Origin of the sequence: Winogradskyella luteola, from assembly GCF_019203985.1 — a bacterium.
GTDB classification, from domain to species: Bacteria; Bacteroidota; Bacteroidia; order Flavobacteriales; family Flavobacteriaceae; genus Winogradskyella; species Winogradskyella luteola.
The window spans coordinates 305,580-321,403 of sequence record NZ_JAGSPD010000002.1 but is presented as its reverse complement, the minus strand read 5'-3'; the positions used below and the strand labels follow the sequence as shown (position 1 = coordinate 321,403).

The 15,824-nt window shown below is 33.3% G+C and carries 19 protein-coding genes; 17 read left to right on the top strand and 2 right to left on the bottom strand.

Translation table 11 applies throughout. The features are described 5' to 3' along the window. Positions 1 to 197 precede the first annotated feature (197 nt). From fabG to truA, 12 genes are all read left to right on the top strand, one after another. Positions 198 to 944: a 3-oxoacyl-[acyl-carrier-protein] reductase gene (fabG, locus tag KCG49_RS03585; protein WP_218544811.1), complete on the top strand. Its 747-nt coding sequence runs from the start codon at positions 198 to 200 to the stop codon at positions 942 to 944. A 48-nt stretch (positions 945 to 992) separates the two neighbouring features. Continuing rightward, complete coding sequence (locus KCG49_RS03580; protein WP_218544810.1) at positions 993 to 3,026, top strand: VWA domain-containing protein; 2,034 nt, start codon at positions 993 to 995, stop codon at positions 3,024 to 3,026. Between the two features lie 11 nt (positions 3,027 to 3,037). Then, entirely contained in the window at positions 3,038 to 3,850 is an 813-nt protein-coding gene (locus tag KCG49_RS03575; RefSeq protein ID WP_218544809.1) for a prohibitin family protein, read from the top strand. A gap of 225 nt (positions 3,851 to 4,075) precedes the next feature. Further along, complete coding sequence (hisG, locus tag KCG49_RS03570; RefSeq protein ID WP_218544808.1) at positions 4,076 to 4,933, top strand: ATP phosphoribosyltransferase; 858 nt, start codon at positions 4,076 to 4,078, stop codon at positions 4,931 to 4,933. Between the two features lie 55 nt (positions 4,934 to 4,988). After that, positions 4,989 to 6,275, top strand: a complete 1,287-nt coding sequence (gene hisD, locus KCG49_RS03565; protein WP_218544807.1) for a histidinol dehydrogenase — start codon at positions 4,989 to 4,991, stop codon at positions 6,273 to 6,275. A gap of 22 nt (positions 6,276 to 6,297) precedes the next feature. Beyond that, positions 6,298 to 7,344, top strand: coding sequence for a histidinol-phosphate transaminase (hisC, locus tag KCG49_RS03560; protein WP_218544806.1), 1,047 nt, complete (start codon positions 6,298 to 6,300; stop codon positions 7,342 to 7,344). A gap of 83 nt (positions 7,345 to 7,427) precedes the next feature. Continuing rightward, positions 7,428 to 8,564, top strand: a complete 1,137-nt coding sequence (gene hisB / locus KCG49_RS03555; RefSeq protein ID WP_218544805.1) for a bifunctional histidinol-phosphatase/imidazoleglycerol-phosphate dehydratase HisB — start codon at positions 7,428 to 7,430, stop codon at positions 8,562 to 8,564. 61 nt (positions 8,565 to 8,625) lie between these two features. Continuing rightward, positions 8,626 to 9,207, top strand: a complete 582-nt coding sequence (gene hisH / locus KCG49_RS03550) for an imidazole glycerol phosphate synthase subunit HisH (protein ID WP_218544804.1) — start codon at positions 8,626 to 8,628, stop codon at positions 9,205 to 9,207. Between the two features lie 106 nt (positions 9,208 to 9,313). Beyond that, a complete protein-coding gene (hisA, locus tag KCG49_RS03545; protein WP_218544803.1) occupies positions 9,314 to 10,057 on the top strand; it encodes a 1-(5-phosphoribosyl)-5-[(5-phosphoribosylamino)methylideneamino]imidazole-4-carboxamide isomerase in 744 nt (247 codons plus the stop codon). Positions 10,058 to 10,099: 42 nt separating this feature from the next. Beyond that, a complete protein-coding gene (hisF, locus tag KCG49_RS03540) occupies positions 10,100 to 10,855 on the top strand; it encodes an imidazole glycerol phosphate synthase subunit HisF (protein ID WP_218544802.1) in 756 nt (251 codons plus the stop codon). A gap of 168 nt (positions 10,856 to 11,023) precedes the next feature. Then, a complete protein-coding gene (gene hisIE / locus KCG49_RS03535) occupies positions 11,024 to 11,623 on the top strand; it encodes a bifunctional phosphoribosyl-AMP cyclohydrolase/phosphoribosyl-ATP diphosphatase HisIE (protein ID WP_218544801.1) in 600 nt (199 codons plus the stop codon). 36 nt (positions 11,624 to 11,659) lie between these two features. Next, positions 11,660 to 12,463 (top strand): tRNA pseudouridine(38-40) synthase TruA, encoded by an 804-nt coding sequence (gene truA, locus KCG49_RS03530; RefSeq protein ID WP_218544800.1) that lies wholly within the window; start codon positions 11,660 to 11,662, stop codon positions 12,461 to 12,463. 38 nt (positions 12,464 to 12,501) lie between these two features. Here the strand turns inward: truA and KCG49_RS03525 are convergent, their stop codons facing one another. Together KCG49_RS03525 and KCG49_RS03520 are read right to left on the bottom strand one after the other, a co-directional pair. Continuing rightward, positions 12,502 to 12,936, bottom strand: a complete 435-nt coding sequence (locus KCG49_RS03525) for a hypothetical protein (protein WP_218544799.1) — start codon at positions 12,934 to 12,936, stop codon at positions 12,502 to 12,504. Positions 12,937 to 13,098: 162 nt separating this feature from the next. After that, entirely contained in the window at positions 13,099 to 13,320 is a 222-nt protein-coding gene (locus KCG49_RS03520) for a hypothetical protein (protein WP_218544798.1), read from the bottom strand. 256 nt (positions 13,321 to 13,576) lie between these two features. Here KCG49_RS03520 and KCG49_RS03515 point away from each other — a divergent pair, with 256 nt between their 5' ends. The 5 genes from KCG49_RS03515 (at position 13,577) to KCG49_RS03495 (ending at position 15,798) form a co-directional block, all read left to right on the top strand. Then, positions 13,577 to 14,080, top strand: coding sequence for a Dps family protein (locus tag KCG49_RS03515; protein WP_218544797.1), 504 nt, complete (start codon positions 13,577 to 13,579; stop codon positions 14,078 to 14,080). Between the two features lie 49 nt (positions 14,081 to 14,129). Beyond that, positions 14,130 to 15,032: a mechanosensitive ion channel family protein gene (locus tag KCG49_RS03510; RefSeq protein WP_218544796.1), complete on the top strand. Its 903-nt coding sequence runs from the start codon at positions 14,130 to 14,132 to the stop codon at positions 15,030 to 15,032. 155 nt (positions 15,033 to 15,187) lie between these two features. Then, positions 15,188 to 15,352, top strand: coding sequence for a DUF1328 family protein (locus KCG49_RS03505; protein WP_218544795.1), 165 nt, complete (start codon positions 15,188 to 15,190; stop codon positions 15,350 to 15,352). 49 nt (positions 15,353 to 15,401) lie between these two features. Next, entirely contained in the window at positions 15,402 to 15,569 is a 168-nt protein-coding gene (locus tag KCG49_RS03500; RefSeq protein ID WP_218544794.1) for a hypothetical protein, read from the top strand. A 13-nt stretch (positions 15,570 to 15,582) separates the two neighbouring features. After that, positions 15,583 to 15,798 (top strand): phasin family protein, encoded by a 216-nt coding sequence (locus KCG49_RS03495; RefSeq protein WP_218544793.1) that lies wholly within the window; start codon positions 15,583 to 15,585, stop codon positions 15,796 to 15,798. Positions 15,799 to 15,824 lie beyond the last annotated feature (26 nt).

Below are 15,824 nucleotides of genomic sequence, written 5' to 3'. Positions count from 1 at the left end.
TTTTACATTCCTTGATTAGAGGTTATGATAAAATGTAAACCTCATAGTTTGTTTAACATGAATTATGAGGTTTTTTTATTTCGTACAATTTGTAATTGGTATATTTGAAATTCAAGAGAAATACGTATCAGATTGATTGTTTTCGAGATTTATCAATATGATATTTCAATAACTTAAATGAACCAACCATAAATATTATGAAATTATTAGAAGGAAAAACAGCGATTATAACAGGTGCAAGCCGAGGTATAGGAAAAGGCATTGCTGAGGTTTTTGCAGAGCATGGTGCCAATGTGGCGTTTACGTACAGTTCTTCTGTCGATGCAGCCAAAGCTTTGGAGGCAGATTTAAATTCTAAAGGTATAAAAGCTGTGGGTTACCAGAGCAATGCAGCAAGTTTTGATGAAGCTCAAAAATTGGCTGAAGACGTACTGGCCGATTTTGGTTCAATAGATATTTTGATAAATAATGCTGGTATTACTAAGGATAACCTCTTAATGCGAATGGGAGAAGCCGATTTTGATAAAGTTATTGAAGTGAACCTAAAATCTGTTTTTAATATGACAAAAGCTGTACAGCGAACCATGTTAAAGCAACGCAAGGGCTCAATCATTAATATGAGTTCTGTGGTTGGAGTTAAAGGAAATGCTGGACAGACCAATTATGCAGCTTCGAAGGCAGGAATTATTGGATTTTCAAAATCTGTGGCATTAGAGTTAGGTTCTAGAAATATTAGAAGCAACGTCATTGCACCAGGGTTTATAGAAACTGAAATGACAGCGAAACTCGATGAAGAAACGGTTAAAGGTTGGAGAGCTGCTATTCCATTAAAACGCGGTGGCTCACCAGAAGACATTGCTAATGCATGTGTCTTCTTGGCAAGTGATTTAAGTGCCTATGTTACGGGACAGACACTTAATGTTGATGGAGGTATGTTGACTTAATAAATTTCTGTGTAGGCAGGAATTTCTTTAAAATTAGAATAAGATTTAATGGGTTCTGAAACTCTATTATATATTATCATTGCTGGAGTAGCAGCGCTTTTATTAGCGCTGTTTCAGTACTTGTACAAATCGAAAGTAAAGTCTAATCTTAGATACTTACTTACAGCGTTAAGAACTGTTTCAATTTTTGGAATATTATTATTGCTCATCAATCCAAAGTTTGAATCTAAAACATATTATGAAGAAAAACCAACTTTGGTAGTTGCGGTAGATAATTCAGAATCTGTTTCTTATTTAAAACAAGACGAGAATGTAAGTTCGGTTTTAAACACTATAGCATCTAATTCAGAATTAAATGAACGCTTCAATATTGAAAAGTATAGCTTTGGCAAGTCCGTCAATAGTTTAGATAGTCTAAGCTTTGGTGAACATCAATCTAATATTTCCAAAGCCTTAAAGCAATTTGGTGAAGTCTATGCGAATCAAACGGCTCCGATTATTATAATAAGTGATGGCAATCAAACCTACGGATCAGATTATAGTTATATCACAAAATCTGTGAAACAACCAATTTATCCAATTATTTTAGGGGACTCAACAGTGTATTCAGATTTAAGTATTAAACAGCTCAACGTTAATCGCTATGTATACTTAAAGAATAAGTTTCCTGTAGAGGTTATTGCTAATTACAATGGATCAGAAACCGTAAAAACTGAACTGAAAATTTGGTCTGGTAATTCGGTTGTGTACAGAAAATCGATTCAATTTAATAGTTCTAAAACTTCAGAAATTGTTTCTACGGCTTTATCGGCTAATAGTGTTGGTGTAAAAACCTATCGTGTAGAATTAACACCTCTTGCGAACGAAAAGAACACAGTCAATAATTCTAAAAACTTTGGAGTAGAGGTTATTGACCAAAAAACAAATATTGCCTTAGTTTCAGAACGCTTACATCCAGATTTAGGTGCTTTAAAAAAGGCGATAGAGAGTAATGAGCAACGTAGTGTTTCAATCTTAAAACCTAAAGATTATTTGAGTAAAATAAATGATTTTCAGTTAGTTATTTTATATCAACCTAATAATAGCTTCAACACTGTTTTAAATGAAGTCTATAAGCAAAAATTAAATTCAATACTAATAACCGGTAATACAACAAACTGGAGTTTATTGAATAATTCCCAATCGTATTTTAGGCAAACCATAACCAACCAAACAGAAGATTTTCAGCCTAATCTAAACAGAAATTATAGCATATTCATTATTGATAATCTCAATTTTGAAGATTATCCACCTTTGCAATCCGAATTCGGATCTATAGAATTTTTAGTGCCAAATGATGTTATTCTCACTAAAGCTGTAAATGAAATCGATACTAATCAGCCCATGCTTTCAACTTTTGAGGTTGATAATACAAAGCATGCACTACTTAGTGGTGAGGGTATTTGGAGATGGAGAGCACAGGCCTATTTAGATGCAGAGCGTTTTAATAATTTTGATAATTTTATTGGAAAATTGGTGCAATATTTAAGTACAAACAAAAAACGTAATCGCATTAATATTGATTACAAATCGTTTTATAATGGTAACGATGATGTTATAATCACAGCACAATATTTCAATAAAAATTTTGAATTTGATAGTTCAGCAGCATTAACCATCATTTTAAAAAATAAGGATGATGATAGTGTTAAGGAAGTGCCACTTTTGCTAAATAAAGGTAGTTATAGTGTTGATTTAAGTGGTGTTTCATCAGGCTCGTATGATTTCACCATAAAGCATAATACGGAATCCATTGCTGCCTCTGGTAGCTTTGAAGTGTTGGAGTATAACGTAGAACAACAATTCTTAAATGCTGATGTTGATAAATTAGAATCTATTGCGAATGCAAGTTCGGGAAAAGCTTTTTTTAGCACTGAGCATAATGATTTGATAGCGAACCTTCTCTCTGATAATAGATATGCAACCATTCAAAAAAGCACTAAAAATATCGTACCTTTGATAGATTGGAAATACCTACTCGGATTAATAGCAATAAGTCTATTTATAGAGTGGTTTATCAGAAAATATAACGGATTAATTTAAAACATAAAGAAATGGAAAAATTGCCAAAAATTGGGTTGCCAATATTAATTGGGATTGTATTATTAATTATATTAATAGCCAAATCTGCTGTGACCATTGGTCCTGGTGAGGGAGGCGTAATATTTGAACGTTTTGGTGATGGTATAAACACCGATAAAACTTATGGTGAAGGATTTCATATAGTCGCTCCTTGGAACGAAATGATAGTTAGAAAAGTAAGACAACAGTCGATTTCTGATAAAATGAATGTGTTATCTGTAAATGGTTTAGAAGTTAAAGTTAACGGAACTATTTGGTACGAACCAGAATACAGTAACCTTGGAAACCTCATTAAAACTAAAGGCGAAGACTATGAGCACGAATTACTAGATCCTGCTATAAATGCTGCTGCAAGAAGTGTGGTCGGTCGCTATACTCCTGAGCAATTATATTCTAGTAAAAGAGATGTTATTGAACAAGAAATCTTAGATGAAGTTACAAAGCTTTTAGATGGTCAGTTTTTAACAGTAAAACGTGTTTTAGTAGAAGATGTTCAATTACCACCAACAATTAAAGGAGCAATTGAACGTAAATTAAAGCAAGAGCAAGAATCTTTAGAATACGAGTTTAGATTAGTTACTGCAGATAAAGAAGCTCAAAAACAACGTATTGAAGCTCAAGGTAAAGCAGACGCAAATAGGATTTTGAGTGCTTCATTAACGGATAAAATTCTTCAAGATAAAGGTATTGAAGCGACAAATAAATTAGCGGAATCACCTAATAGTAAGATAGTTATAATTGGTTCTGGTGAAAGCGGAATGCCAATTATTTTAGGTAATCAATAATTTTTTTGTTAAACACTTGGAATTGTAATTTTATTTTCTGAAACTTTGTTCAGAACAAAATAGAAATGAATTTTATTCAATTACATCATCATTTTCACATAATCGCTCAAGCGAGGTGATGATGTATTGATTAATTTTCAACATAATATATTAAAACCCGTTTGAGAATATCAAATGGGTTTTTTTATTGAGCTCATGATATTTTCAGACCAACTAAAATTAGAAATGAGTAAATTAAAAATTGCTGTTCAGAAATCTGGTCGTCTTCACGATGATTCCATGAAAATCTTAAAAGAAATCGGAATATCAGTAGATAATGGTAAAGACCAATTAAAAGCATCCGCTAGAAATTTTCCGTTAGAAGTGTTCTATTTACGTAATGGAGATATACCTCAATACTTAAGAGATGGTGTTGTTGATGCCGCTATTATCGGAGAAAATGTGCTTATTGAAAAAGGTGATGATATCAACATAGTTGAAAAACTTGGATTTTCAAAATGTAGAGTCTCTATTGCTGTGCCCAAAGCTTCCAAAGTCAAATCATTAAAGGATTTAGAGCAAAAGCGTATAGCAACATCATATCCAAACACTGTAAACTATTTTTTAGATCTAGCAGGCATTAAGGCAAACCTCCATATCATTAATGGCTCTGTTGAAATTGCCCCTAACATTGGTTTGGCTGATGGAATATGCGATATAGTCTCTAGCGGAAGTACATTGTTTAAAAACGGGTTAAAAGAAATTGAAGTTCTCTTAAAGTCTGAAGCTGTATTGGCAACCTCACCGAGAATTTCTGCTGAAAATCAAACAATTATCAATAAAATTCAATTTCGTTTAAAGTCTGTTTTAAAAGGAAGGGAAAACAAGTACGTGTTGTTGAATGCGCCAAATGAAAAACTAGATAGGATTGTTGAAATATTACCAGGAATGAACTCGCCGACTATTTTACCATTGGTTCAAAAAGGCTGGAGTTCACTACACTCAGTAATAAATAAAAATGATTTTTGGAATGTCATAGATGAGCTTAAAGCAAGTGGAGCAGAAGGAATTCTTGTTTGTCCAATAGAGAATATGGTCCTATAAATTCCTGCAAAAGTAGGAATCTCATAATTAATTGAACTGAACTTAGTCTTTATAAATGAAAACATACATAAACCCAGATAGATCCGATTGGAAGACTTTATTGCAACGACCTACTCAGACCGTTGATGATATTGAATCAATCGTTAATGATATTTTTGCGAGTGTTAAAACTGATGGTGATAGAGCTATAAAGTCATACACATCAAAATTTGACAAAGTAAAACTGGATTCTTTTGTAGTTACAGATGAAGAAATAAAAGAAGCGTCAAAAGTTGTATCGGAAGACTTAAAGCAAGCTATTCAATTGGCAAAATCAAATATTGATGCATTTCATAGAGCCCAAAGAACAAGTCGAGTTCAAGTAACTACTATGGATGGGGTAGAATGCTGGCAAGAAAAAAGACCTATTCAAAAAGTAGGTTTGTATATACCTAGTGGAACAGCACCTTTATTTTCTACTGTTTTAATGCTAACTGTTCCTGCTAATATAGCAGGTTGTAAAGAAGTTGTTTTGTGCTCACCACCAAATCGCAAAGGCAAAATCGCCAATGAAATTTTGTATACAGCACAGCTTTGTGGCGTTACCAAAATTATAAAAGTAGGTGGTATTCAAGCTATAGCGGGCTTAACTTTTGGTACAGAATCAATTCCGCAAGTCTATAAAATATTCGGGCCGGGAAACCAATTTGTTACGGTTGCAAAGCAATTGGCTACTAAGTATGGTGTTGCTATAGATATGCCTGCTGGCCCAAGTGAATTATTGATTATGGCTGATGATTCTGCAAATCCAGTATATGTGGCGTCAGATTTATTGAGTCAGGCAGAGCATGGCTCGGATAGTCAAGTGATTTTAATAACGACTTCAAGATCATTTGCTAAAAAGGTAGATGCTGAAATTTCTGCCCAACTGGAAGTATTGCCGAGAAAAGATATGGCTGTTGATGCTATCAATAACTCTAAATCAATTGTTGTAGATAATTTTGAAACCGCTCTAACATTAATTGATGAATATGGTCCAGAACACTTTATTGTGGCTACTAAAAATAACGATTACTTTGTAGATAATATCGGTAATGCAGGTTCAGTATTTATAGGTAATTATACGCCAGAAAGTGCTGGGGATTATGCTTCTGGAACAAATCATACCTTACCAACAAACGGGTTTTCAAAAGCTTATTCTGGTGTGAATTTAGATAGCTTTCAGAAGAGTATAACCTTCCAAAAAATATCTCAAAAGGGAATTAAAAACATTGGCCCAGCAATTGAATTAATGGCTGAAGCTGAAGGATTGCAAGCTCACAAAAATGCAGTGTCATTGAGGTTGAGTGATTTAAAGAAATAGTTTGTTATACAGAAACAGAAAAATGAAAGAGTTTAATTTAAATAATCTCATTAGAGATAATATTAAAAATATCAAGCCTTATTCTTCAGCAAGGGATGAGTATAAAGATATGTCTTTGGATATGGTCTTTATGGACGCTAATGAGAATCCATTTCAGACCGATGTGAATCGATATCCCGATCCGCAACAGACCAAGGTTAAGGAGCGATTAGCAGAAGTTAAGGGAGTTTCAACATCTCAAATCCTTTTAGGGAATGGTAGTGATGAGGTCTTAGATTTATTGTTTAGAGCATTTTGCGAACCTAAGGACGATAATGTTATTATTCTGCCGCCAACTTATGGTATGTATTCGGTCTTGGCAGATTTAAACGCTATTGATATTATTTCGGTAGAATTGGATACAAATTTTGAACCTAAAGTTTCAGAAATTCTATCGGCACAGAATAGTAATTCAAAAATCTTGTTTTTGTGCTCCCCAAATAATCCTACAGCCAATAGTTTTAATAGGAATAAAGTTGTAGAATTAATTAATGGATTTAACGGAATAGTAGTTATTGACGAAGCTTATATTGATTTTTCAAATCAAGAAAGTTGGCTCATTGGACTGAATGAGTTTCCGAATTTAATCGTGACTCAAACTTTGTCAAAGGCTTACGGTTTGGCAGGGATTCGACTAGGCATTTGTTATGCTTCAGAATTCATAATTTCAATATTAAATAAAATTAAGCCGCCTTACAACATCAATCAACTAACTCAAGATAAAGCACTTATTCGCTTAAATTCACTCAACGAAGTCAGCCAACAAATAAGTTCAATTTTGAAGGAAAGAGAAGTGCTAGGTTCTAAGATATGTAATATTTCTTTTATAGAAACCACGTATCCATCTGATGCCAATTTCATTTTGGCAAAAGTGGATAATGCTAATTTGCGTTACAATCAGTTAATTAAAAAAGGTATTGTGGTTAGAAATAGAACAACACAACCTTTATGTGGAAATTGTCTAAGATTTACAGTAGGGACTAAAGGCGAAAATGAAAAATTAATTATGGCATTAAAAGAATTAAACTGAGGTTGTCATTCCGCATTTGATGCGGAATCCACTTTAAACCAAAAATAATATAGATTCCTGCCAGAGTAGGAACAACAAGAAAGATGAAAAAACCAGTACTATTCATAGACAGAGACGGAACACTAATAAGAGAACCAGCAGACGAGCAAATCGATTCGTTTAAAAAGTTAGAGTTTTATCCAAAAGTATTCCAATACCTAAGCAAAATTGCCAAAGAATTGAATTTTGAAATTGTGATGGTCACCAATCAAGACGGATTGGGTACAGATGTTTATCCAGAAAACACCTTTTGGCCAGTTCATAATTTTGTAGTCAAAACCTTTAAACACGAAGGCGTTGTTTTTAAAGAGCAATTTATCGACAGAACATTTGCTAAAAATAATGCACCAACACGCAAGCCTAATACAGGACTATTAACAAAGTATTTTTCTGAAGATTATGATTTGGTTAATTCATTTGTCATTGGTGATCGTTTAACTGATGTGGAATTGGCAAAAAACTTGGGTGCAAAAGGGATTTTTATTAACGACAACACCAATCTCGGTACAGACGAAATTACAGTTAGCAAAAATGAATTAGAAGCGCACATTGCATTAGAAACTAATGATTGGGAAACCATTTATAGATTTCTAAAAACTACTGAACGTATTGGGTTTATTGAGCGTGACACAAATGAAACCAAGATTAAGATTGACCTTAACCTAGATGGAACAGGAAAGAGCAATATAGATACTGGCATTGCTTTTTTTGACCACATGTTAGATCAGATAGCACGTCATGGCCAGATTGATTTAAACATTAAAGTAGAGGGCGATTTAGAAGTCGATGAGCATCATACTATTGAAGACACAGCAATTGCTTTAGGGGAAGTCTTTGCAAAAACCTTAGGAAATAAACTTGGTATTGAGCGTTATGGATTCTGCCTGCCAATGGACGACTGTTTAGCTCAAGTAGCGATTGACTTTGGTGGTCGAAACTGGTTGGTTTGGGATGCTGAATTTAATCGCGAAATGATTGGTAAAATGCCAACTGAGATGTTCTATCACTTCTTCAAATCCTTTACAGACGGGGCAAAATGTAACTTAAATGTTAAAGTTGAAGGTGTTAATGAACACCATAAAATTGAAGCTATTTTCAAAGCTTTTGCTAAGGCAATTAAAATGGCTATAAAGCAAAATGTCGATAAAATGATTTTACCATCAACAAAAGGAATGTTGTAAATGTCATTCCGAAAGAATGAAACGATGAGGAATCTAAATGACAAAGAATTAAAAAATAAAAGTGAATTTAAAAATTGTAAACTACGGTGCGGGTAATATAAAGAGCATTCAATTTGCTTTTCAACGCTTGGGCTATAATGCTCAATTATCTAATAATGCTGATGAGATAATTAATGCCGAAAAGGTGATTTTTCCAGGTGTAGGAGAAGCAAGTTCAGCAATGAAAATGCTTAAAGAGACTGGTCTCGATTTGCTTATACCAAAATTGAGCCAACCTGTTTTGGGTATTTGCTTAGGCATGCAATTAATGTGCAACTATACAGAAGAAGGTGATACCAAAGGACTTGGTATTTTCAAGACGAACGTGAAACGCTTTTCTAATGGTGTAAAAGTACCACAAATGGGCTGGAACACTGTTGAGAATTTAAAATCAGATTTGTTCAAAAACATTAACGAAAAAGATTATATGTATTTGATACATAGTTATTATGCAGAAAATTGCGAAGAAGCTATCGCTACTTCAGATTATGAAATAGAATATGCTTCGGCATTGGAAAACGGCAATTTTTACGGAGTACAATTTCATCCTGAGAAAAGTGGAACGACAGGCGAGCAGTTGTTGAAAAATTTTCTTGAGCTTTAATTTGAAATAAAATGCAACACTGAGCTTTCCTGTACTGAGTGTGGTCGAAGCGTTTCAATAAAAATAGAATAGTAATTAAAAGATTCCCACTTTCGAGGTAAAGATTATGAGAATAATACCAGCAATAGATATTATAAATGGCCAATGTGTGCGTCTAACAAAAGGCGATTATGACACAAAAAAAGTATACAATGAAAACCCTGTAGAAGTTGCTAAGACTTTTGAAGGATCAGGGATTGAATATTTGCATGTTGTTGACCTAGATGGTGCTAAAGCGAGCCATATCGTTAACTATAAGGTTTTGGAAGCTATAGCTACAAATACCAATTTGAAAATAGATTTTGGAGGTGGATTAAAGTCTGATGAAGATTTAAAAATTGCATTCAATTCAGGAGCCAACCAAATCACAGGAGGAAGTATTGCAGTAAAAAACCCTCAGGTTTTTGAAAACTGGATTTCTAAGTTTGGTCCCAACAAGATAATCCTTGGTGCAGATTGTAACAACGAAAAAATAGCGATTTCGGGTTGGCAGGAGGAAAGTGATTTAGAAGTGATTTCTTTTATAAAAGAGTATCAGTCAAAAGGTATTGATTATGTTATTTGTACAGATATTTCCAAAGATGGTATGCTAGAAGGTCCTTCTTTAGATTTGTATAAACGTATTTTAAATGAATGTTATTCAGAGCAAGTAGAGGAATCTCTTCATTTAATTGCTTCAGGTGGTATCTCAAAATATGAAGAGTTACCTCAATTGGCAGAACTAGGTTGCGAAGGCGTAATAATAGGTAAAGCTATATATGAAAATAGAATTAGCTTAAAACAATTAGAAAACTTTATAATTAATAATTAATTCAAAGAGTATTCCTGCAAAGGCAGAAATGACAAAAAAAATATGTTAACAAAACGAATTGTTCCTTGTTTGGATATAAAAGACGGTCGAACCGTAAAAGGTGTCAACTTTGTAGATTTGCGCGATGCTGGTGATCCTGTTGTTCTTGCCAAGCAATACGCAGATTTAGGTGCAGATGAATTGGTCTTTTTAGATATTTCTGCAACACAAGAGAAACGAAAAACCATGCACGACATGGTTTTAAAGGTCGCTGAGCAAGTTAATATTCCGTTTACTGTAGGTGGTGGGATCTCTTCCGTGGAGGATGTTGATGATTTATTGCATTGTGGTGCAGACAAAGTCTCTATAAACTCGTCAGCTGTTAAGCGTCCTGTGTTAATTAATGAACTATCAGAAAAGTTTGGCAGCCAATGTGTTGTCGTTGCTGTTGATGCTAAAAAAATTGGAGGTGAATGGTTTGTACATTTGGCTGGTGGTACTATTCCAACAGAGATTAAATTATTTGAATGGGCAAAAGAAATCGAAGAACGTGGAGCAGGTGAAATTTTATTTACTTCCATGAATCATGATGGAACAAAAGCAGGATTTGCAAATGAAGCTTTGGCAAAACTCTCTGAGTTGGTTAATATTCCGATAATTGCTTCAGGCGGAGCAGGAACGATTCAGCACTTTGCAGATACATTTAAGAAAGGAAAAGCTGATGCGGCCTTGGCTGCAAGTGTTTTTCATTTTGGTGAAATTGCGATCATAGATTTGAAGAAAGAATTAAAGAGGCAGGGAATTTCTGTGAGACTATAAATAATATGTCGCTTCGAGTGATTCTGGGATACGAAGAATTATATAGAGAAGTCATAAAAAAGCTCTCGATACATTTCATTGTCACTACCGATGAAGTAGGAATCTCAACAAAATAAAGATAGGTTAATACGATTCTGCATTAAGTGTGGAATGACAAATAGGTTTATAATGAACATAAATTTCAATAAAAATGCAGACGGATTAGTGCCAGCAATAATTCAAGATGCTGCTACTAAAAATGTTTTAATGCTTGGTTACATGAATGAAAAAGCATTAGAAAAAACAAAGTTATCTGGATTGGTGACATTCTTTAGTAGAACAAAGAATAGACTATGGACTAAAGGTGAAGAAAGCGGTAATGTGTTAAAGCTTGTAGACATGAAACTAGATTGTGATAATGACACACTTTTAATTTCTGTAAACCCAGTTGGCCCAACATGTCATAAAGGGGCAGACACATGCTGGAATGAACCTAATATTCAATCCTTCGGATTTCTTTCAAGCTTAGAAGATGTAATTACATCAAGGATTAAAAACGCAGATGTCCAAAACTCTTACGTAGCTTCGCTTTTTGAAAAAGGTATTAATAAAGTGGCTCAAAAAGTAGGTGAGGAAGCTGTTGAAGTTGTCATTGAGGCCAAAGATAATAATGACGACTTGTTCTTAGAAGAAAGTGCAGATTTGTTATTTCATTATTTAATTTTATTGCAGACCAAAGGTTTTGAGCTTAACGATGTAGTCAATGTCCTAAAGATTAGGGAAAAGTAATTATATTGCCAGCACATTTAAAACACACTTTTATTGATGTTCGATAAACGCTTCTATTATCTCATAAAAATTCAATATTTGGGGTATCGTTTTCATGGTTGGCAAAAGCAACCAGATGTAAAAACGATCCACCTAATGATTGATAGAACTTTAAAGTACATTCTTGGAGATATTCGTTTTAAAACTTTAGGATCTGGCAGAACGGATGCGATGGTTTCTGCCAATGAAGCGGCTTTGGAGCTGTTTATTTATAATGAACCTATCATAAATTTTGAAGATTTTTTAGAGCTATTCAATCACAACTTGCCACAAGACATAAGGGCGTTATCTATTGAAGAAGTGGATAAGGATTTCAATATCATCCAAGATTCTAAATTAAAGGAATACCATTATGTGTTTTCTCAAGGACAAAAGAATCATCCATTTTGCGCTCCAATTTTAGCTACAATTTTAGAGCCTTTAAATGTTGAGTTGATGAAAGAAGGCGCAAAGTTATTTCAGGGCACTCATAATTTTAAGACCTATTGTTACAAAGCCACAGATAAGGGAGAGTATGTGAGAACTATAGAATCTTCCGAAATTGTAGACAATACAATTTACACAGCAAATTTCTTTCCTGAAACATCATATGTGTTCAAAGTTAAGGGCAAAGGTTTTATGCGAAATCAAATCCGTTTAATCTTTGGTTGTTTAATTAAATTGGGTAGAGGTGAAATCACATTAGAGTATATCAGGAATACTTTAAAAGAAGATAGCGTAGAAGTAATGGACTATATTGCACCAGCTTCGGGTCTAATTTTACATGCTTTGGATTTTGAACAAAAAAAAGGCATTAGATAATTGTTCTAACACCTTTTTTAAGATTGGTTGGTTAATTTTTAATTGATCCAGCCTTTTTTTGCAGAATGGTTAGAAAACCAAACTAAAAATCCAGCAAAAACAATAATTATGTAGGCCATTATTGTGTTAGCACTAAAGTCTACACCATTTAAATCGGCAATAAACAAAAAATAGAGCATCTGTATCGTGGCGGCAATAAAAGATATTACCAAAAGTAATTTAGCAACCTTCTTTCTGAATAACAGAAGCAAGCAACCTATGGCACCAGAAAATACCGCAATGGCAAACAATGCCGTATACCACGTAGGGAGATTGTTCATTACTTCGAGTTGTTCTGTTGTGTAAGCCTCAGTGTAAGCACTGGTTTTATAAGCCTGACTTAAATAACCATGCACTCCCATTCCGTTCCAAATAAGTGCAACCACACTTACAATCCAAAACCAAACAGGTGGTTTGTTTGAAGAATTTGTCATAATAAAGTTGATTTAATTTAGTTAGTTTTTAGCAGAATTAACTGCTCTTTAGACTAACAATTTATAAAAAAAATGAATACATCCTTACGTATTGGTAAATTGTGATGTAATAAAAAAGGCGAAAACTAAGTTTTCGCCTTTATAAATTTCATTTATTTATAGTTAATCTACTACATGTAATTTTGGTTCTTTATCTACAAATTTCCCGTTTATAGATTCACCTAATATGATGACTTCTTTAGAACGTTCGTACATTTTTATTGCACGGTGCATCTGTAGTTTGGTGCCACTATAAAGTTTTACACCTGATTTTGAACCCTTGTTTCGGATTTCTATATAGAATCCATCTTTTAGTTTCGTTGGTCTTGTTGCTGGTCTACCCATAAAATTAGTGTGTGTTTTAAAAGTTGTGCATTATACTGAAAATTCTGTCAACACGCAAGTTTATTTTTAACTATTCTAAACTAAAATATTAACACGTTAAAATTATTTAACATCTGAGGTTTCTGTTAACATAATTTTATGTTAATGTCCGTACGATGTCGTTAAACCCTGTTAAGTCACTTGACAAAATTGCTTATAGATATATATTAGATAATAGACAAATAGAAAATTAACCATTAAAATTAGAACAATAGTTATGAGTTACTTAAATATTAAAGACGAAAAATTATTACCAACTGTTGTAGAGCTGAACACTTTATTAGCAGACTATCACATTTATTATCAAAACCTTAGAAATTTCCATTGGAATATTTTAGGAGAAAATTTCTTTGAATTACATGAAAAATTTGAAGAATTATATACTGATGCCAGAGTAAAAATAGATGAAATCGCAGAACGTATTTTAACCTTGCGCTATCACCCGATGAGTAATCTAAAGGATTATCTTAGAACCGCATCAATCGATGAAGCCGCTTCAAAATTAACAGATAAAGAAATGGTAAACATAGTATTGGATAATCATTCTAACCTTTTGAAGCAAATGTCTAAAGTTATAAATAAGGCAGAAAAGGCAAATGATGAAGGTACCATAGATTTGATTGGAGCTTACATTAGAGAGTTGGAAAAAAGTAGTTGGATGTTAGATGCATTTTCAAAAGAAACCGCATCGCAATTAAATGAGACAATTTTAGAAGCATAAGCGTTAAGCTAATTCTAAAATAAAAGTTTAATTGGTAAAAATATTAATTATGAAAGAACAATTTAGTGAAGCCTTTGGTAATCTAGTAAACAAATTACAAGGCTGGTTTAATACAACCATAGAATATATACCTAATTTTATATTGGCGATTGGAGTTATGGTAGCATCATATTTTGCTGCCAAATACGTAAGAAAGCTAGTGAATAAGTTAGTATCTAAAAAAGTTGAGCAAGATTCAATATCCAACGCTATATCAAGAGTAACTGCAGTTGTAGTTGTTGCTCTAGGCCTTTTTATGGCTTTAGGAGTTATGAATCTTGGTAAAGCTTTAACATCGCTATTGGCAGGCGCAGGTGTTGTTGGTTTAGCTATAGGTTTAGCTTTACAAGGCACATTGGCAAACACTTTTGCTGGATTGCTATTGTCATTTAGAAAGAAAATTAGAATAGGTGACTGGGTAGAAACTACCGGATTTTCTGGTGAAGTTATGGATATTAACTTAAAAGATTTTACACTCAAGGAAGCAGATAATAATATTGTTATCATTCCCAATAAAACTATTTTGAACAATCCACTTAAAAATTATTCGCTCACCACAAAAATGCGGGTATTTTTAGAATGCGGAGTAGGCTATGAGTCCGACTTGGAGAAAGTGGAGCAATTGACCAAATCCGTTATTGCCAATACTTTTGACCAAGTAAAATCTGAAGATGAAGTAGAATTCTACTATACCGAATTTGGCGGCAGTTCAATAAATTACTTATGTCGTTTTTGGATTGATGCAGAAAGCATGCTAGAAAAGCTAAATGCCAAAACTAAAGCCATTATTGAAATTAAGAAAGCTTATGATAAAGAAGGTATTAATATTCCTTTTCCAATCAGAACTTTACAATTTGATAATAAGCTCAATGTTAAAGCGCCAGATATCCAAGAAGTGTTTTCAGATAATTAAAATAATACAGTTCTACTCTTATAAGTTTTATTGCTAATGCGTTAAGACTTATAGGATAAGAGCAAAGTAATGCGCAATATCATTCCGATATTTGTATCGAAGGGTTTTGATAGTCAAAATCTTATAATTATTAATCATTAAAAAGCTAAAATATTATGTTACGTTGGACAATCACTTTTGTAATAATCGCAATAATTGCCGGGATCTTAGGATTTGGTGGAATAGCCGGAGGAGCAGCTACTATAGCTAAAGTATGCTTTTTCTTATTTCTAATATTATTTGTAATCTCTCTCTTTAGAGGCTCGACAAGAAAGGTCTAGATTCAAGAGATTAAAACAATACAATTACTAACCATTAAAAATTATAACAATGAAAAAACTCACATATTTATTTATAGCCCTGTTTAGTCTAAGTTTAATGACAACAAGTTGTAGAGAAGAAAAATCTACAGGAGATAAAATTGAGGAAGCTGTTGATGATGCAGGGGATGCAGTAGAAGATGCTGCAGACGATGTAGAAGATGCAATTGATAATTAATAAATAAAAAAATATGAAAAAGTTCACATACATTTTTCTTGCACTGTTTAGCTTGAGTATTATAGTATCAAGCTGTAGAGAAGAAAAAACAGCAGACGAAAAAGTCGAAGAAGCATTAGATGAAATTAGTGAAGAATTAGAAGATGCTAGTGATGATGTAAAAGATGCTGCTGAAGATCTAAAAGATGAAATAGAAGAGGTTAAAGAAGAAAGTGGAAATAACGGTTAAAAGTTATCCATACTAGCTCTAATCCA